The organism is Chryseomicrobium excrementi (genome assembly GCF_002798305.1).
Classification (GTDB): domain Bacteria; phylum Bacillota; class Bacilli; order Bacillales_A; family Planococcaceae; genus Chryseomicrobium; species Chryseomicrobium excrementi.
The window spans coordinates 200706-219845 of record NZ_PCGR01000001.1; the positions used below are offsets into that span (position 1 = coordinate 200706).

Below are 19140 nucleotides of genomic sequence, written 5' to 3' on the forward strand. Positions count from 1 at the left end.
ATAATAATCGAGATACATAGAAAGGGGGCAATTTCTAGATGGAAACATTAGTAGGCTTATTACCTATTATCGCGATGTTTGGTGTGATGTGGTTCTTCATCATCCGACCAGCACAGAAACGTCAAAAAGCGACAGCAACGATGCAAAACAGCTTAAAGCGTGGAGACCACGTAATCACGGTTGGTGGGTTACACGGGACGATTGACGCGCTTGACGATACAACTGTATTTATTACAGTAGCAGACGGTACACGTCTTCAGTTTGAGAAAGTGGCAATCGGCCGCGTAGTAGAATAAGGTACTATAGAGAACCCTATGAGCACCCTTTTGCTCATGGGGTTTTTGTATGGTTTTTATTTGCTTCCCTTGGAATTATGAAACGCTTGTCTATCAGAGATTCTTGAAACGATTAGGGTATCATGAAGTTTGTCCCTGGGAACAAAATACCAACTGGAAGACCGAGTTGAATGGCGGCTAGGAAAAAAATAAAGGCAGGGTAAACGGTCATATAGATTCCTACTGCTTCTTCGCTAGCGATGCGTACAAACTGCATACGGAAAACGAAGCCAAGAATCTTGGTGATGAGGTAGACTGCCATCAAGATAAGAGATCCTTTTCGAGAAGACAATTGACACATCCTTCATAAATCGATACGATTTTACCTACTACCACAACGTATGAGCGGACAGATAAATTATGCACAGGAGGAGACCGAATGGATAAAGGGGAGCAAGCCTTGTACGACAAAGTCGAGATGGTTCTCGACAGCAAAGTCAGTGAGTTTGAACTGTACCATTTCACTACCATTACCAAACAAGATCTCTGGGAATTTGCCAAAGTGAAGTTCTGGAAGAAGAAACGATTGGATGAACTGCCACTGCATCAAATTGTAGCCGATCTCTATGCGATTTCACCATCCACCTACATGTCTGTGACGCAAATCCAGCAGTTTAAAAGTGAAAACTGGTTCTCAGAATTAAAGAAAGAAGATTTAGAACAATTGCTCAATCCTCGCTGAATCGGGTCTATGGGCATTTGACACACTACACGACGTGATTCATAATAATCATGTTGTGTTTTTTTCGGTTTCAGACCGGTGTCTGTGATTCCCCTCGCTTAGGGGAAAAGAAGGGAGAATGAAAATGAAATCCAGAGGAAGAATAGTAGCTTTCTTGCTACTCCTCGTCATCTTTGCAGGTACCATTGGCAGTACTGCAAATGGCATACTGAAAGATATTAAACTAGGACTGGACCTTCAAGGGGGATTTGAGGTTCTCTATCAGTTAGAATCCCTTGATGGTGAGACGGGTAAGATCAGTCAAGAGACCGTAGCCGATACGGCAGAAGCACTGAATAACCGGATTAACGTTCTCGGTGTCAGTGAACCGGTCATCCAAGAAGAAGAAAACAATCGGATCCGTGTCCAATTGCCAGGTGTTGAAGATCAGAATGCAGCACGTGAATTGCTGTCTACTGAAGCTAACTTAGAGTTTCGCGACGTCAATGACGAATTGATGCTTGACGGTACGGACCTTGTAGAAGGTGGCGCTCAGCCATCGTTCGATGCAAACGGACAACCGATTGTAACATTGAAATTAAAAGATCCAGACAAGTTTGCGCAAGTGACAGAAGAATTAGCTTCTCGTCCGATTGGTCAAAATTTGTTGGTCATCTGGTTAGACTTTGAAGAAGGTGTCGACAGCTACCAAGCTGAAATGGCAAAGCCGGATCCTAAATTTGTTTCCGCTCCACAAGTAACGAGCCGAATTGCATCGAGTGATGTGCAAATCGACGGTGTGTTTACGACCGATGAGACAAAAAACTTAGCAGGTATCTTGAATGCAGGTGCACTTCCTGTAAAACTTACTGAGATCTACTCGACTTCTGTCGGAGCTCAGTTTGGGGAACAAGCACTGGATTCAACAGTTCTTGCGGCTATTATCGGGATTGCATTGATTTTCGTGTTCATGCTGTTCTACTACCGTCTACCAGGATTTGTAGCTATGATTACCTTATCAGTTTATGTCTATTTGATTTTATTAGTATTTGAACTGATTAACGGCGTTTTAACGCTCCCTGGTATTGCAGCAATCATGCTCGGTGTCGGGATGGCCGTCGATGCGAACATTATCACTTATGAGCGAATCAAAGAAGAACTGCGAGTCGGGAAATCGGTTGCGCAATCGTTCAAAATGGGTGCTAAACAATCCTTTAGTGCGATTTTAGATGCCAACGTCACAACGCTTCTAGCTGCAGCAGTTCTGTTCTATTTTGGAACAAGCTCAGTAAAAGGGTTTGCAACGATGTTGATCATCAGTATTTTAGCAAGCTTTATCACAGCGGTTTGGGGATCTCGTTTACTACTTGGTCTTCTTGTCGACAGTGGATGGCTTGATAACAAAAAGACATGGTTTGGTATTTCGAAAAAATCGATTCACCCAATTGAGAACGAAGTCGATACACTCGACCTTCCAACGAAATTTGATCGAATTGATTTTGTAGGGAAACGCAAACTGTTTTATTCACTTTCAGCAGTTTTACTTGCAACAGGAATTGCGATGCTAGCAATTTTCCAATTAAATCTTGGTATTGACTTCTCTAGTGGAACACGCGTTGAAATCTTAGCGGATCAGACGCTGACAACTGATGAAGTCCGTCAAGAAATCGAAGCGGCGGGTCATCCGTCTGACGATATCGTCATCTCAGGTGATGAGAGCAACATTGCGGTGATTCGCTACAACGAAGATTTCACTCAAGAGCAGATCAATCAGTTGAAAACGGACTTGACGGACATCTACGGCATCGAACCGGGTGTGAGTGCCGTCTCTCCAACCGTAGGGAAAGAGCTTGCTCGCAATGCGATTTATGCTCTGGCAATTGCTATGTTGGGCATCATCATTTATGCATCCATTCGATTTGAATGGCGCATGGGTTTAACTGCTATCATCTCTCTACTTCACGATGCGTTCTTCATGGTAGCGGTGTTCAGTATTTTGCGACTTGAAGTGGATATCACATTCATCGCAGCTGTTCTGACGATTGTGGGTTACTCTATCAATGACACAATCGTGACGTTTGACAGGATCCGTGAGAACATGGCACGTATAGGTAGCATTGAGACAGAAGAACAACTTGCTGAAGTGGTGAACAAATCACTTCGACAAACACTTGGTCGATCTGTGAACACAGTGCTCACGGTTGTCTTTGTAGTGGTAGCTCTGATCTTCTTCGGTGCTGTTTCAATCCAGAACTTCTCGATTGCGTTATTGATCGGTTTGATTGCAGGAACGTATTCATCAGTCTTTATCGCAGCGCAGCTGTGGTATGACATGAAGCGTAAGCAATTGACGAAAAAAGGTGCTATCGATGTAGCTCAAGAAAAGAAACAATGGGGTTCTGACGAGCCTGTTGTGTAAGACGTTTCAATCATTCTCTAATCGGGGTATAGGTCTTCTATACCTCGATTTTTTTATTGGGGTAAAGCGATACATAGGAGGATGAATCTATGAAAGCACAATGGGCAATTTTGATCGGTCTTGTTTTAGCTATCATCATCGCTATCTTTGCTGTAGTAAATGTAGACCCTGTTCCCGTAAACTACTTGTTTGGTGAAGCCCAGTGGCCACTGATCCTAGTCATTTTAGGTTCTGCATTACTTGGGGCCTTAGTGAGCGGGATGCTAGCCATGGTGCGAAGCTTTACATTGAGTCGTAAAGTTAAGGCACTAGAAGCAGAAAAATCAAAACGTGATGCGGAACTACATGCTGCTCAAAATGAGTTGACCGTCTACAAAGAACGTGAGATGAAAGCGCAGCCGCAATACGAAGAAGAAGTCAATCGTACACATTAAAATCGTGAACCTGTCCAAATGGGCAGGTTTTTTTGTATAATGGAAGTCTGTGAGGAAGTGACTAGAATGATTCAATCAAAGAAAAAATGGAAAATGCATTCGATCCCCCAAGACCAAGCGGAAGCATTCGCTGCCGAGCTCGGTGTGGAATTGCTAGTAGCAAAGCTGCTGTTAGCAAGAGGGCTTGATACAAAAGAAAAAGCAGATGAATTTTTACATACAGACGCAACTGCAATCCATGATCCGTTCCTCTTTCAGGATATGGAAGGGGCTGTCGCTCGAATCAAAAAGGCAATTGAGACAAATGAAAAAATTCTCGTATACGGGGATTATGATGCAGACGGTATCACAAGTGTCACAGTTTTGATGGAGACTTTGACTTCGATGGGTGCAGATGTATCTTTCCGCATCCCCAATCGTTTTGAAGATGGATATGGTCCCAGTGAACGACTGTTCCGACTTGCACATGAAGACGGTGTTCGATTGATAATTACAGTCGACAATGGGATCTCTGGAGTCAGTCAAATCGCAGTGGCTAAAGAGCTTGGAATGGACGTCATCTTGACAGATCACCACGAGGCGGGAGAGGTGATTCCCGATGCAGACTATATTATTCATCCGCATTTAGAAGAAAACTACCCATTCTCAGATTTAGCAGGAGTCGGTGTGGCATTCAAGTTGGCGCATGCCCTTTTGGGTCGAGTTCCTGAGGAACTGATGTACTTGGTTGCCATCGGAACGATTGCGGATATCGTATCACTAAGAGGCGAGAACCGGTACTATGTAAAACGCGGACTTGAATTGATGCGCACACGTCCTACCGAAGCCATTCGAGCACTTGCGAGCGTCTCGAGTGTCGAAATTGGAGACATTAACGAAGAAACTGTTGGATTTGCGTTCGGCCCCCGTATCAACGCAGTCGGCCGCCTAGGAGCTGCTGACCCTGGAGTGCATTTGTTCCGGAGCGCAAGTAAAGAAGAAGCGTCTCTCTATGCGAAGTTTTTAAATGATAAAAATAAAGAGAGACAAACGATTGTCAAAGCCATCAGTGATGAAGCGATTGCTCAAGTCGAGGCGGGTCCTCTTCCAAGTGTTATTATCGTGGCACAAGAAGACTGGAATCCTGGTATTTTAGGGATTGTGGCTTCCCGTTTGGTAGAGAAGTATACACGCCCAACGATTGTGCTTGGTGTTGACTTAGAAAAAGGAATTGCAAAAGGCTCTGCAAGAAGTATTGAAGGCTTCCACCTCTATCAAGAGATTGCAAAGAACCGTGACCTCGTACCTCATTTTGGCGGCCACCCGATGGCAGCAGGGATGACCATACCACTCGACAATCTAGACGAGTTCATTGAGCGAATGACCATGCAAGGTGACGAGATTTTGACGAAAGAGCACTTCACACCCATCGTTACTGTCGATGTTCCTGTGCAGCTTTCAGAAATCACAGTACAGGCCATTGAAAAAGCAGCGAAGCTTGGACCTTATGGAATGGGATTTGCCAAACCCGTCTATAGCATTCAAATTGCTGAGGTAACTACATTCCGTAAAATTGGCGCCAATCAAAATCATGCCAAGCTGGAAGTGACTCAAGACGGGCACACTTTAGACGTCATTGGCTTCCATCAAGGCGAATTAGTCGATCAACTCGCTCCGATGACCTCTTTGTCATTAGTAGGGGACTTGCAGATTAATGAATGGAACGGGCGAAAAAAGCCTCAGATGCTTTTAGAAGACGCCGCATCAAGTGACTGGCAGCTCTTTGACGTCCGGGGCATTCGCCAGCTCTATCGCTGGCTCAATCAAGTTCCTGAGGGCGACGCTCATTTTATAGCGTTCCATGACCAAACGATTCAGACCTTTCAGAGTCAATTGCCTGTAGCGATCACGAAACCACATGATTTTGAACCGCAACACAGTTCAGTCGTGCTTCTCGACATGCCAGAAGAAGAGAGTGAATTAGACGCAATCATGGAGAAAGCATCATGGAGCCGGATTTTTGCACATTTCTTTACCCCATCGCAAGCATTCTTTGACGGGTTGCCGAGTCGCGATCAGTTCAAATGGTATTACTCGTTTTTGAAAAGTCGTGAGCGTTTTGCATTGAAAGAGCAAGGTGCGCAACTCGCACGTCACAAAGGCTGGAGCGAACAAACAATTAATTTTATGTCAAAGGTGTTTTTTGAATTAGATTTTGTTAGAATAGACAATGGACATTTGGTGGTCAATACGGAAAGTCAGAAGCGCGACTTGACCGAAGCCCCAAGCTATCAGCAACAACAGAAGCGAATGGAGCTTGAACAGGTCCTCCTGTACGCACCTTATCGTGAACTGAAGCAGTGGTTTGACGCCAAGCGCCAACACCGGTCCTGAGGAGGAACAATTGTGGATTTAAAACAGTACGTAACAATCGTTGAAGATTGGCCAAAAGAAGGAATTCGATTTAAAGACATTACAACAATCATGGATAATGGTCCTGCCTATAAATATGCAGTAGATGAAATCGTAAAGTATGCAAAAGAAGTCGGCGCTGAAGTCATCGTCGGGCCAGAAGCACGTGGATTTATCATCGGATGCCCAGTGGCTTATGCTCTAGAAGTGGGATTTGCACCAGTTCGTAAACCAGGAAAGCTTCCACGTGAAGTGATTACTGCGGATTACGGTCTAGAGTACGGGAAAGATACATTGACGATGCATAAAGATGCTATCAAGCCAGGTCAAAAAGTATTGATCGTAGATGATCTTTTAGCAACTGGCGGAACAGTAGAAGCGACGGTGAACTTGATTCAACAATTGGGCGGAGAAGTAGTGGGTGCTGCTTTCATGATCGAATTGACGTATTTAGATGGTCGCGACAAGTTAAAAGGTATCGATATTCGCACGCTAATCAGCTATTAATTTTACGACGCAGCAGAGGACATCTCTGACTGCGTTTTTTTATTTGATATCCGAATCATGACGACTTAGTCAATTATTCGAATTCAGAGGCCAGCAGCCCTTTACAATGGAGCTAATAGTTTACTACAATAGAGATTATAACTTTCGAAACGAAATCAACAGAAACAGGTGAGTGGGTATGGCAAAAGAACAAGTGAGGACAGCCGAAGAAGTCTTTGCAATCACAGCAACATATATGAATGAAACCAACGTTCGGTTTGTTGAAAAAGCGTATAAGCTGGCAGAACATGCCCACCGCAATCAATTCCGAAATTCAGGTGAACCTTATATCATTCATCCAATACAAGTAGCTGGTATTCTTGCAGACCTGCAGATGGACCCGGAAACCGTAGCGGCTGGATTTCTTCACGATGTCATCGAAGATACAGAATACACGCGCGAAGATCTCGTAAATGAATTCAGTGAAGAAGTCGCGATGTTAGTTGAAGGTGTAACCAAGCTCGGAAAGATCAAATACATGTCTAAAGAAGAACAACAGGCAGAGAACCACCGCAAAATGTTCATTGCTATGGCTCAAGACATTCGTATCATCTTGATCAAACTGGCAGACCGTCTTCACAACATGCGCACGCTCAAACACTTACCTGAAGAAAAGCAGCGCCGGATTGCTAATGAGACTCTTGAAATCTTTGCGCCACTAGCGCACCGGCTTGGGATTTCTACAGTGAAATGGGAACTAGAAGATACGTCACTTCGCTATCTCAACCCGCAGCAGTACTACCGAATCGTTAATTTCATGAAAAAGAAACGAACGGAGCGGGAAGCCTACCTGAACCACGTTATGAAAGACATTAATAGCCAGCTTGATGAAGTAGGTATTCAAGCGGATATTTCAGGGCGCCCAAAACACATTTACAGCATCTACCGCAAAATGGTCATTCAGCAGAAGCAGTTCAACGAGATCTATGACTTGCTTGCTATGCGCATAATCGTGGATAGCATTAAAGACTGTTATGCGGTGCTTGGAATCATCCATACGTTATGGAAGCCTATGCCAGGCCGTTTTAAAGATTATATTGCGATGCCGAAGCAAAACTTGTATCAGTCTATCCACACCACAGTTATCGGACCGAACGGAGATCCCCTTGAAGTGCAAATTCGCACTCAGGAAATGCACAACATTGCGGAGTACGGGGTAGCAGCGCACTGGGCCTATAAAGAAGGACGTAAAGTCGAGACGTCTCGTGAATCTGTTGATACAAAACTGTCGTGGTTCCGAGAAATTTTGGAGTTCCAAAATGAATCGTCGAATGCAGAAGAATTTATGGAGTCACTAAAGTTCGATTTGTTTTCTGATATGGTCTATGTATTTACGCCAAAAGGAGACGTTATCGAACTGCCCGCAGGTTCTGTACCCATCGATTTTGCTTACCGGGTCCACTCTGAAGTGGGGAACAAGACAATCGGAGCGAAAGTAAATGGAAAAATGGTTCCATTAGACACGAGTTTGAAGACGGGAGATATCATTGAAGTCTTAACCTCCAAACAATCATTTGGACCAAGCCGTGACTGGTTGAAAATTGCCCAGTCGTCCCAAGCGAAAAACAAGATCAAGCAATTTTTTAAAAAGCAGCAGCGCGATGAGAATATCGAAAAAGGCAAAGAAGCTATCGATAAAGAGATACGTGCACAAGATTTCGATCCGAAGGTTGTGCTAACTTCTGAAAACTTGAAACGTGTCTGTGAAAAGTACGCGTTTACAAGTGAAGAAGATTTGTTTTCTGCTGTAGGCTTTGGTGGGATCACCGCACAGCAAGTGGTGAACCGTCTAGCTGAAAAGATGCGTAAAGAGCGTGATCACGAAGAAACACTTGAGAAAATTTCTAAAAACATGGCTTCACCTCCTGTGAAGAAATCGACGGAGTCCGGTGTTGTCGTCAAAGGAATCGACAATTTGTTGATTCGTTTATCTCGTTGTTGCAGTCCCGTTCCTGGTGATGAAATAGTCGGGTTCATCACAAAGGGCCGTGGAGTGTCTGTTCACCGTGCGGATTGTCCTAACGTGCAAGGTGCGGACAGTAACCAACGCTTGATTGATGTGGAGTGGGAACAAGATACATCTGCGAAGAAAGAGTACGCAGTAGATATTGAAGTGGCTGCGTTTGATCGAACAGGTCTTCTCAACGAAGTTTTGATGGCTGTTACCGATTCTAAGACGACGATTGCAGCAGTAACAGGCAAGTCGGAAAAAGATATAGCAACCATCAACTTAACAATTAAAATTACAAATATCTCGCATTTACACAGAGTAGTGGACCGAATCAAACAACTTCCTAATGTTTACTCCGTGCAGCGAATTATCAACTAAGAGGTGACTTATGCGAGTTGTTTTACAGCGAGCAAAACAAGCTAGTGTGACCGTGGCTGGAGAGACAGTTGGAGCCATTTCACATGGCTATGTGCTGCTAGTCGGAGTGACTCATGAAGATAGTGAAGCGCAAGCAGATTGGCTAGCAGATAAGATTGCTGGAATGCGTCTTTTCGAAGACGATGAAGGGAAAATGAATCGCGGTCTGCAAGATGTTGGCGGTTCGATTTTGTCCGTTTCTCAGTTTACTCTGTACGCTGATGCAAAGAAAGGGCGTCGTCCTTCGTTTGTCGAGGCTGCGAGACCTGAGCAAGCAGAGCCTTTATGGGAGTATTTCAACGAACGTTTAAGGTATCACGGATTGACTGTGGAGACGGGACGTTTCGGTGCTATGATGGACGTACAACTGATTAATGACGGTCCAGTTACGATTATTTTAGAAAAATAACTCCAGGAGAGCTGTGTGCTCTACTGGAGTTTTTTTTTTGTGAGATTTCGGGTTGAGGGCTCGTTCATGAACATGGGACTCCAGTTGTTGTGCATGGCAGAAGGATTTCATCTCCAAAGCGAGCGATTTGTTCTGCAAGGATGAATTTTCTTCTACATCTCATTGTATTTCAACTACATGGTAAGGGACTTTCTTCTGCATGAAACGGACTTTCTTCGACATCACTCTAACAGTACTTGAGGAACTAAAAAAACTCACTCCCAAAAGGGAGTGAGCCAATCAATCTTCTAATTCACTATCGAAAAAAGAAATTAATCCTTCGTAGATGGCATGTGCAGCCGTTTCACGGAACTGCGCGGTTGAGACAGAGCGTTCTTCAGTTGCATTGCTCAAATAGCCAAGTTCTAGCAACACTGCATGCTGTTGGTTTTCACGCAACACTAGGTAATTGCCTTCTCGCACACCACGGTCTTTTAAAGATAACCGGTCTTGCAGAGCGTTATGAATGTGATCGGCTAAAGGCTTTTGAAAGCTATGTTGATAATATGTTGTGAAGCCATTTACTGACGAATCATCTACTGAATCGTAATGAATACTGACAAAGGCATCTGCAGCATGTTGATGACTCACAGAAACTCGCTTACGGAGTGCAATATAGGCATCAGATTCACGAGTGAGAATAACGTCTGCTCCAGCTGCTTCAAGCTTGGCTGCCAGTAACTCAGCGGTAGGCAGGGTTAAGCCTTTCTCAGCTGTCCCGTAATAACCAGTCGTTCCGTGGTCGTTACCACCATGACCTGGATCAAGTACTATGGTGAGACCAGTGAGTGTACCTGGTTTTCTCGTCACTTCTTCTTTCTCTTCTTCAACTATTGCAGCAGCATCGGTGGTAACAACCCAATTGGCTACGAACATCGTCTCACCGTCTAGTTCGATTTGGTACCAGTCATTTTCTGTACCAACTACTTGTAACTGTTTTCCGGCATTCACTCGAGCTTTGACTTCACTCGAGGTAGAAGGTAGTGCCCGCAAGTTGGTTCCATTGTACAAAATCGTCACGACCGATGGCGCTGAGGCTGTGTCGTCTTCACTACTGGTTGATTCAGTTGAGCTAGACGGGGCGGATGCTTGGAAACTTCCATAAAATTTGTATACCCAACCAGTGGACCCATCTTCCAGTCGAATCTCCACCCACGTGTCGTCTTGAGAGATTACTTGAAATACATCATTCCGATAGATGAGTGAAATTCGTTTGGAATCAAGAGATGGTTTTTTCCGAACATTCAATGCATCCACTTCTACTCGAAACGCATTTTTCGTTGGTTGGTCCACCGTATCCTTAGCGTTTGTAAGTTGTACATACTCTTTATGTATCCAAGCACTTGATCCGTTGTAGTCAATTTCCAGCCAGTCGCCTTTGACGGATTTAACGGAGACGGATGTGCCTTCAGCAAGCTGTCCAATTTTTGAAGAGCTCGTCGAAGCATCGGCTCGAACATTCAATGTCTTCACTTGGACGATAGCTGCTTGGTTCTCAACTGTGGATGTGGATCCTGTAGTCAACCAGCTTGCCACCCATCCTTGTTGGCCGTTGTAGTCAATCTGATACCAATCATTCTCTTTTGATAAGATATCCAACTCGTCTCCAGCTTTTACGGAGCCAATCACCTCATACGTCAAACCAGGGCCTGAACGGACCTTTAAAGAAGGGGTATTGACGACGGCGCTTTCTGCAAAAGCTGTGAGAGGTGCGACGAGAAGAAAGAGTATCAGTACGAAATAGCCATATGTACGAAAATTCTGCATAAATCGACCTCCTTATACATATAGTACAGAGTGTGGCATCAAATATCTAGGTTCATTTTAAAATAACCATTGACTTTCGATAAATACGTCATTAAGATAAAGTATATTACAAGCATACATTGCCGAAGACCGAGAAAGTAGCAGGTACAAAGGGACTGACAAGAGAGGAAAAGACGTGGCTGAAATCTTTTCTACAGACCGTACAGGTGAACAACACTCGAGAGGCGCTTTGTCGAACCCGTTCAGGGTGTAGGTGAAGACGGTACTGGCCGTTACCCAGTTAATGAAGAGGACCGATTTCGGTCAATCAGGGTGGAACCGCGGAAGCTTACAAGCTCTCGTCCCTTGCGTCGTGCACGCAGGGAGACGGGGGCTTTTTTATGTTTTTGGCCGTTCTCCTCATCTAAAGTAATCGAGTTGCGAACGCCAGAAATCCCCGCAAAAATCGTTCGCATCCATAGAGGCAAAGAGCGCCTCTACGGACCCGCCCAATTTTTACAAAATTTCTGGAGCGGCGTTCTCCACATCTACTAATTAGGAGGTTATTTCATGATCAAAGTACCAAGAGGCACACAAGATATTTTGCCGGAACAGTCATTTAAATGGCAAGCAGTCGAAGCCATTATTCGCGATACTTGTAATGTGTATCAATATAAAGAGATTCGCACACCAATTTTTGAACACACGGAATTGTTCACACGCTCTGTTGGAGATACAACAGATATCGTACAAAAAGAGATGTACACATTTCAAGACCGAGGCAACCGCTCGCTCACACTTCGCCCTGAAGGAACAGCATCTACTGTGCGCGCATACGTCGAACACAAACTGTTTGGGCAGCCCGATCAGCCAGTAAAACTCTATTACATGGGACCGATGTTCCGCTATGAACGCCAGCAGGCAGGTCGCTACCGTCAATTCGTCCAATTTGGTATTGAAGCGATTGGTAGTGCGGATGCGGCAGTAGATGCAGAAGTTATTGCACTAGCAATGGACGTTTATAAAAAAGCAGGTTTAAAAGATATAAAACTTGTACTTAATTCATTAGGTGATACGGAAAGTCGCACAGCTCACAAAGAAGCGCTTGTTGCACACTTTGCACCTCGTATCGACGAGTTTTGCGGAGATTGCCAGCAACGCCTTGAGAAAAATCCACTTCGTATTCTAGATTGTAAAAAGGATCGTGACCACGAGTTGATGGCTACTGCTCCACAACTGACGGATTATTTGAATGCCGAGTCTGCTGCGTATTTTGAAAAAGTAAAAGCGTATCTTGAGGCACTAGACATCTCGTATGAGTTGGATCCGAATCTTGTACGCGGACTTGATTATTACAACCACACAGCATTTGAGATCATGTCGACAGCTAGTGGCTTTGGCGCCATTACAACACTTGCAGGAGGCGGCCGTTATAACGGTCTTGTTGAAGAACTTGGCGGGCCCTCGTCACCTGGTATCGGCTTTGCGATGAGCATTGAGCGTCTTTTACTAGCTTTAGAAGCGGAACAAGTAGAAATCGAAGATAAGTCAGCAAGTGATGCTTACGTGATTGCACTAGGTGATGCACCAAAACTGGAAGCGATGAAGATTGTAAAGTCCTTGCGAGATGCGGGAATCAGTGCGGAGATGGATTATGCAGATCGTAAATTAAAAGCGCAAATGAAATCAGCAGACCGTAAGAAATCTCAATTTGTCTTTATTTTAGGAGAAGACGAACTGGCTTCTCGAAGCGTGCAAATCAAAGAGCTCGCAACAGGAGACCAGCAAATGGTAGCGATTGAAGAAGCCATCTCATATCTACAACAAAAGATCAACACCAAGGAGGCAACACAATGAAACGCACACATACATGTGGCACCATTACAAAAGAAGAAATTTCACAGCAAGTAGAACTGATCGGTTGGGTACAAAAACGCCGTGACCTAGGGGGACTGATTTTCGTTGACATGCGCGACCGCACAGGAATCGTGCAAGTCGTATTCAACCCAGATTTCTCACAAGAAGCGATTCAGAAAGCGGACAAACTTCGCAGTGAGTTTCTGATTTCTGTAAAAGGAACGGTCGTAGCTCGTGATGAGAAGCAAGTGAATACCTCTATGAAAACAGGTGAAATCGAAGTTCAAGTGAATGAACTTACAGTGATCAACGAATCAAAGACGCCTCCATTTGCAATCGAAAATCAAACAGATGTAAATGAAGATCTTCGTCTGAAACACCGCTACTTAGATCTTCGCCGTCCGGTTATGTACGATACGTTCAAAATGCGTTCAGATATTACAAAAACAGTACGTAACTTCTTAGCAGATGAAGGATTCTTAGAAGTTGAAACACCTATTTTGACAAAATCGACTCCAGAAGGCGCACGTGACTATCTAGTTCCAAGTCGAGTACACGAAGGCGAGTTCTATGCATTGCCACAATCCCCACAACTGTTCAAACAAATGTTGATGGTGTCTGGATTTGAGCGTTATTTCCAAATTGCCCGTTGTTTCCGAGATGAAGATTTACGTGCTGACCGTCAGCCGGAATTCACTCAAATCGATATGGAGATGAGCTTCATGTCCATGGACGAAATCATTGAACTGAATGAGCGTCTGATGAAGCAAGTGATGAAAGATGTAAAAGGAATCGACGTGCAAACGCCGTTCCCTCGCATGGATTATCAAGAAGCGATGGCGCGTTTCGGTTCAGATAAGCCAGATGTTCGTTTTGGGCTTGAACTGCAAGACCTTCAAACGATTGCTGAGACTTCAGATTTCGGCGTCTTTAAAAACGCAGTAGCAAACGGTGGCCAAGTAAAAGGAATCGCTGTGAAAGGTGCTGCAGCAGATTACTCTCGTAAAGATATCGATGCGCTTGGTGAATTTGCAGGTCGTTACGGTGCGAAGGGTCTTGCTTGGTTAAAAGTTGAAGAAGATGGCGTGAAAGGACCTATCGCTAAATTCTTCCCTGAACAAAAAGGGGAGGAGCTGATTGCAGCAATGCAAGCGGAGCCAGGAGACTTGCTACTCTTTGTAGCAGATCAACCAGCAGTGGTGGCGGACGCTCTTGGAGCTCTTCGTATGAAATTCGGAAAAGAGCGCAATCTGATCGATGAATCTAAATTTGCTTTCCTGTGGGTCGTAAACTGGCCATTATTTGAATACGATGGAGAACTAGGTCGCTATTTTGCTGCGCACCATCCGTTCACTCGTCCTGCTGATGAAGATGCAGCGCTATTAGACACGGACCCTGCAAATGTTCGGGCTCAAGCCTATGACTTAGTGTTAAACGGCTTCGAACTTGGTGGTGGGTCACTTCGAATCTACGAGCGCGAGATGCAGGAAAAAATGTTCCGCACGCTTGGCTTCAGCGATGAAGAAGCGAAAGAACAGTTTGGTTTCTTGCTTGAAGCATTTGAATACGGGACGCCTCCTCATGGTGGTGTAGCATTTGGTCTTGACCGCTTAGTGATGCTTTTAGCAGGTCGTACAAATCTTCGTGACACGATTGCATTCCCCAAAACGGCAAGTGCAAGCTGTGTCCTTACAGATGCACCAAGCCCGGTTGCTGAAAACCAGTTGAAGGATCTTCATGTAGCGGTCCTTTCACAGAATAATCAGTAAACAGTTGTTGTTAACTGTTGCAAGCGGTAAAATTCTGTGCTACTATAACGGTAATACGAATCCTGATGTGTTCGTGACTTGTTAATCGATTTTGACCGAACATTTTATCGTCGGGAGTCCGACTTTCACAATAAAGAGCATGCCATCTCGGTGGACGCTTCGGCGTTGTGAAGAGGACACCCACCTGCTGAGTGCGGGTTCAAAACGATAGCTTTACAGAGACGGCACGCTTGGGATTCGTCTTCTTATTGAATGCTACCCCTTCAGTATCTTGCTGAAGGGTTTTTTAACGGAGTAAATCCGACTAATCAACTAACCTTTGGAGTGAATTACATGTTGCATCAATTTTCAAGAAATGAATTAGCTATTGGAAGAGAAGGCTTGGATCTTCTGAAGAACACAACCGTTGCTATTTTAGGAATCGGTGGAGTCGGATCGTTTGCTGCTGAAGCTTGTGCTCGAAGTGGAGTGGGGCGCATTATTTTGGTGGACAAAGATAACGTAGATATCACAAACATCAACCGCCAGCTTGTTGCCTATCTTTCTACTGTAGGGAAGAGTAAATCTGCCATCATGAAAGACCGGATTGCGGATATCAATCCAGACTGTGAAGTCATCGATATGCATATGTTTTACACGGAAGAAACGTACGAGCAGTTCTTTGACCTTGGTATCGATTATGTGATTGATGCATCAGACACTATCATTTACAAAGTGCATCTGATGAAAGAATGTTTGAAGCGTAATATTAAGATCATCTCGAGTATGGGTGCTGCAAACAAAATGGACCCAACTCGTTTCCGTATTGCGGACATCTCGAAGACACATACGGATCCGATTGCGAAGGTCATCCGTACGAAGCTTCGTAAAGAAGGAATTAAAAAAGGGATTCCAGTTATTTTCTCAGATGAGAGTCCGATTGTAGTGCGTGAGGATGTAGTGAAGACAGTAGGGAAGCCAGAAGCAGAGATACGTAAGGCGAAGATGCCTCCGAGCTCGAATGCATTTGTTCCTTCGGCTGCGGGGTTGATTGCAGCGAGCTGGGTAATTCGTGATATTTTAGAGCCGGTTGAAATTCAGACCGTTATGGATGTTAAATCGAAGAAGTAACAAAAAAGGTGTTCGCAACTGCGAGCACCTATTTTAATACAAAATCATTTCTTCTTTTTAAAGGATTCGAGCTTGTGATAGATAGAAGCAAGGCGTTTCTCTTCTCCAGCTTCTACAGGCTCGTAAAAGTGCGTGCCAACTAGCTTGTCTGGCAAATACGTCTGATCGACCCAGCCACCAAACGACCCCACCTTAGTGTCGTGTGGATACTGATAGCCAACATGACCTAAGGCTTTAGCGCCTCCATAGTGCGCGTCTCGCAAGTGAAGAGGAATGTCCCCGGTTTTTCCAGCATGAATTCCAGCAATTGCCGCATCGAGTGCTTTATAAGCCGAATTGGATTTCTCAGATAAACACATTAATACCACGGCATTTGCAAGCGGGATGCGAGCTTCTGGTAATCCTAGACGTTCGGCTGCTTGGATGGCAGCTAACACTTGACCTCCAACAGCAGGGTTAGCTAGACCGATATCTTCGTACGCGATCACAAGTAATCTTCGAGATAGTGCCACTAAGTCTCCGCTTTCCAGTAAATGAGCTGTGTAGTAGAGAGCTGCATCGGTGTCGCTACCTCGAATCGATTTTTGAAGTGCGGATAGCAGGTTATAGAAATGACTGCCTTTTTTATCTCCGAATACCCCAATACGTGAAGCGAGCTGTTCTACAAGAGAATCCTCAATCAGAATCTTTCCATCTTCTTCATCAGAAGCTTCGACAATGGATTCAAGTAAAGTTAATGCTTTCCTAGCGTCTCCATTTGATGCCTCAGCTATCTGAGTGATTTGAGATTCTGTGATGACAATGTCCATCTTGCCAAGGCCCTTGTTTTCGTCTTCAAGTGCTCGACGTAAAAGCTTCTCCATGTCAGGTTGCTCAATGCGCTTCAGTTGCTTAATTTCTCCGCAGCGTGACCGAATAGCAGGATTGACATCATGGTATGGATTCTCCGTAGTCGCTCCAATCAAAACAATGGACCCGTTCTCCACATGGGGAAGCAAGGTGTCTTGCTGTAGTTTATTGAAGCGATGGATCTCATCTAAAAATAATAATACTTTTCCGGTTAAACGAGATTCTTTGACGACATCTTCAATATCTTTTTTTCCCGAGGTCGTGGCATTTAGTGCAATAAAGGGAAGATTTGAAGATCCCGCGATGGCATAAGCAAGTGACGTCTTCCCGATACCTGGTTCACCGTAAAGTAACATAGACGGGACGTGTCCGTTGCGTATCATTTGGTATAAACCGGTTGTAGGGCCTATAATATCTTGTTGACCCACAATCTCTTCAAGCTTCTGAGGTCGCATGCGAAATGCGAGGGGTTCTCCTGATGCCATGCAGACACCTCCTATTACGAACATTTGTACTTCTTAGTGTACCAAAGATGACAGGTCATTTCATCGAAAATCCCTTGCTAGGTATGCTATACTTGTAGCGGAAAAGTTAACTAATGAACGGACGGTGTCAGGAGATGAAAATCTCAACTAAAGGCCGCTATGGCCTCACAATTATGATTGCATTAGCTAAAAATGAAGGAGAGCGACCGCTGTCACTTCGCCAAATTGCTGCAGACCACGACTTATCGGAAGCGTACCTAGAGCAAATCGTTTCACCACTTCGCAACACGGGCTTAGTGAAAAGTGTTCGTGGGGCTTACGGTGGCTATAAACTCGCCAAACCATCAGAGGAAATCACAGCTGGTGATGTGATTCGTGTTTTAGAAGGACCAATTCAACCGGTCGAAGGCATTGAGGACGAAGCTCCCGCACAACGCGAACTTTGGATTCGTATTCGTGATGCCGTGAAAAATGTATTAGATACAACGACTATTCGCGACCTGGCCGATCATTCAGACGATCCGTTCACGTCGGACGCATACATGTTTTATATTTAGGAGAGGTTCTTATGAACAGAATTTATTTAGATCATGCTGCCACGTCACCTGTACACCCTGATGTCATTGCAGCACTCACAGAAAGTTATACGACCTGTTTCGGGAATGCATCGAGCATCCATGAGACAGGGAGATCGGCGCGCAAGCAGCTCGATCAAGCTCGGGAACGACTAGCAGCCACCATTCAAGCGCATCCGAATGAAATCATTTTGACAAGTGGTGGCACGGAAGCAGATAACTTAGCTGTTCTAGGTGCGGCGTATGCGAATCGCCATCTAGGAACTCACATCATTACCACTTCGATTGAACATCATGCTGTGTTGCATGCTGCCATGCAGCTCGAGAAAGAAGGGTTTGAAGTGACGTACCTTCCTGTGACAGAAGAAGGACTAATCACAGTTGAAACACTTAAGAATGCTTTGCGTGAAGATACGATTTTAGTTTCCATCATGTTTGGAAATAACGAAGTCGGAACGATTCAAAACATTCAAGAGCTTGCAGGGGTAGTCAAGGACCATCAAACCGTCTTTCATACAGATGCTGTTCAAGCGTATGGAACGCTTGAAATTAACGTGAATGAACTGGGAGTCGACTTGCTCAGCACGAGTGCCCATAAAATCAATGGCCCTAAAGGAATCGGATTCCTTTACCAACGAGCTGGAACGAAGCTTCGTCCGCTAGCTCATGGTGGCCAACAAGAACGCAAACGCCGAGCGGGCACTGAAGCAATTCCATTAGCAGTTGCATTCGCGAAAGCTGCAGATATTAAACAACAGAGTCTGAGAAAACACCATTTAACTATGCTCAGTTTAAAGCAACATTTTCTTGATGAATTGACACGACTAGGCGTCACATTCGAAGAGAATGCAAAATCAGCTGAGCAATTGCCGCATATTTGCAATCTCTTTTTCCCACAGACAGACATTGAGACATTATTAATTCAACTAGACCTTGCAGGAATTGATGCATCCAGTGGTTCAGCTTGTACAGCAGGGGCAGTGGATCCATCCCATGTCCTCGTGGCAATGTTTGGAGAACAGGCTCCTCAGCTTCGTTCATCCGTAAGATTTAGTTTTGGCTATACAACGACTAAAGAGCAGCTCACAGAAGCTGCAGAAAAAATTGCAGGCGTCCTCGCAACACCTGCATCGATATGGAAGTGACT

The 19140-nt window shown here is 44.6% G+C and carries 16 protein-coding genes, 1 other RNA gene and 1 other annotated feature; of the genes, 14 read left to right on the forward strand and 3 right to left on the reverse strand.

Annotation, left to right across the window (positions count from 1 at the left end; genetic code table 11):
* Window positions 1-38: 38 nt before the first annotated feature.
* A complete protein-coding gene (yajC, locus tag CQS04_RS01030) occupies window positions 39-296 on the forward strand; it encodes a preprotein translocase subunit YajC (RefSeq protein WP_100352366.1) in 258 nt (85 codons plus the stop codon).
* 112 nt (window positions 297-408) lie between these two features.
* Here the strand turns inward: yajC and CQS04_RS01035 are convergent, their stop codons facing one another.
* Window positions 409-636, reverse strand: coding sequence for an oligosaccharide flippase family protein (locus CQS04_RS01035; protein ID WP_100352367.1), 228 nt, complete (start codon window positions 634-636; stop codon window positions 409-411).
* 78 nt (window positions 637-714) lie between these two features.
* Here CQS04_RS01035 and CQS04_RS01040 point away from each other — a divergent pair, with 78 nt between their 5' ends.
* The 7 genes from CQS04_RS01040 (at window position 715) to dtd (ending at window position 9563) form a co-directional block, all read left to right on the forward strand.
* Window positions 715-1017 (forward strand): post-transcriptional regulator, encoded by a 303-nt coding sequence (locus CQS04_RS01040; protein WP_100352368.1) that lies wholly within the window; start codon window positions 715-717, stop codon window positions 1015-1017.
* A gap of 124 nt (window positions 1018-1141) precedes the next feature.
* Complete coding sequence (gene secDF / locus CQS04_RS01045) at window positions 1142-3415, forward strand: protein translocase subunit SecDF (RefSeq protein WP_100352369.1); 2274 nt, start codon at window positions 1142-1144, stop codon at window positions 3413-3415.
* Window positions 3416-3504: 89 nt separating this feature from the next.
* Entirely contained in the window at window positions 3505-3849 is a 345-nt protein-coding gene (locus CQS04_RS01050; protein WP_100352370.1) for a LapA family protein, read from the forward strand.
* Window positions 3850-3915: 66 nt separating this feature from the next.
* Entirely contained in the window at window positions 3916-6222 is a 2307-nt protein-coding gene (recJ, locus tag CQS04_RS01055) for a single-stranded-DNA-specific exonuclease RecJ (protein ID WP_100352371.1), read from the forward strand.
* 12 nt (window positions 6223-6234) lie between these two features.
* The gene (locus CQS04_RS01060; protein WP_094944238.1) at window positions 6235-6747 is read left to right on the forward strand and encodes an adenine phosphoribosyltransferase; all 513 of its coding nucleotides are present in this window, start codon (window positions 6235-6237) and stop codon (window positions 6745-6747) included.
* A gap of 178 nt (window positions 6748-6925) precedes the next feature.
* A complete protein-coding gene (locus tag CQS04_RS01065) occupies window positions 6926-9115 on the forward strand; it encodes a RelA/SpoT family protein (RefSeq protein ID WP_100352372.1) in 2190 nt (729 codons plus the stop codon).
* A 10-nt stretch (window positions 9116-9125) separates the two neighbouring features.
* Window positions 9126-9563 carry a D-aminoacyl-tRNA deacylase gene (gene dtd / locus CQS04_RS01070; protein ID WP_100352373.1) on the forward strand — a complete coding sequence of 146 codons (438 nt, stop codon included), beginning with the start codon at window positions 9126-9128 and terminating at the stop codon, window positions 9561-9563.
* A gap of 279 nt (window positions 9564-9842) precedes the next feature.
* Here dtd and CQS04_RS01075 read toward each other — a convergent pair whose 3' ends face one another.
* Window positions 9843-11369, reverse strand: coding sequence for an N-acetylmuramoyl-L-alanine amidase family protein (locus CQS04_RS01075; RefSeq protein ID WP_100352374.1), 1527 nt, complete (start codon window positions 11367-11369; stop codon window positions 9843-9845).
* A 116-nt stretch (window positions 11370-11485) separates the two neighbouring features.
* Window positions 11486-11718, forward strand: a binding site (T-box leader).
* A 200-nt stretch (window positions 11719-11918) separates the two neighbouring features.
* On the opposite strand from CQS04_RS01075, the gene hisS reads away from it, so the two are divergent.
* From hisS to CQS04_RS01095, 4 genes are all read left to right on the forward strand, one after another.
* The gene (gene hisS, locus CQS04_RS01080; protein ID WP_100352375.1) at window positions 11919-13205 is read left to right on the forward strand and encodes a histidine--tRNA ligase; all 1287 of its coding nucleotides are present in this window, start codon (window positions 11919-11921) and stop codon (window positions 13203-13205) included.
* Window positions 13202-14974 (forward strand): aspartate--tRNA ligase, encoded by a 1773-nt coding sequence (gene aspS, locus CQS04_RS01085; protein ID WP_100352376.1) that lies wholly within the window; start codon window positions 13202-13204, stop codon window positions 14972-14974. The genes hisS and aspS overlap by 4 nt, the downstream gene beginning before the upstream one ends.
* A 56-nt stretch (window positions 14975-15030) precedes the next feature.
* Window positions 15031-15215, forward strand: a non-coding RNA gene (gene ssrS / locus CQS04_RS01090) — 6S RNA.
* A gap of 92 nt (window positions 15216-15307) precedes the next feature.
* Entirely contained in the window at window positions 15308-16084 is a 777-nt protein-coding gene (locus CQS04_RS01095; protein WP_100352377.1) for a tRNA threonylcarbamoyladenosine dehydratase, read from the forward strand.
* A 44-nt stretch (window positions 16085-16128) separates the two neighbouring features.
* Here the strand turns inward: CQS04_RS01095 and CQS04_RS01100 are convergent, their stop codons facing one another.
* Complete coding sequence (locus tag CQS04_RS01100; protein ID WP_100352378.1) at window positions 16129-17418, reverse strand: replication-associated recombination protein A; 1290 nt, start codon at window positions 17416-17418, stop codon at window positions 16129-16131.
* Window positions 17419-17552: 134 nt separating this feature from the next.
* On the opposite strand from CQS04_RS01100, the gene cymR reads away from it, so the two are divergent.
* Together cymR and CQS04_RS01110 are read left to right on the forward strand one after the other, a co-directional pair.
* Window positions 17553-17975: a cysteine metabolism transcriptional regulator CymR gene (gene cymR, locus CQS04_RS01105; protein WP_094944251.1), complete on the forward strand. Its 423-nt coding sequence runs from the start codon at window positions 17553-17555 to the stop codon at window positions 17973-17975.
* Window positions 17976-17986: 11 nt separating this feature from the next.
* A complete protein-coding gene (locus tag CQS04_RS01110; RefSeq protein WP_100352379.1) occupies window positions 17987-19138 on the forward strand; it encodes a cysteine desulfurase family protein in 1152 nt (383 codons plus the stop codon).
* The last annotated feature ends 2 nt before the right edge of the window (window positions 19139-19140 follow it).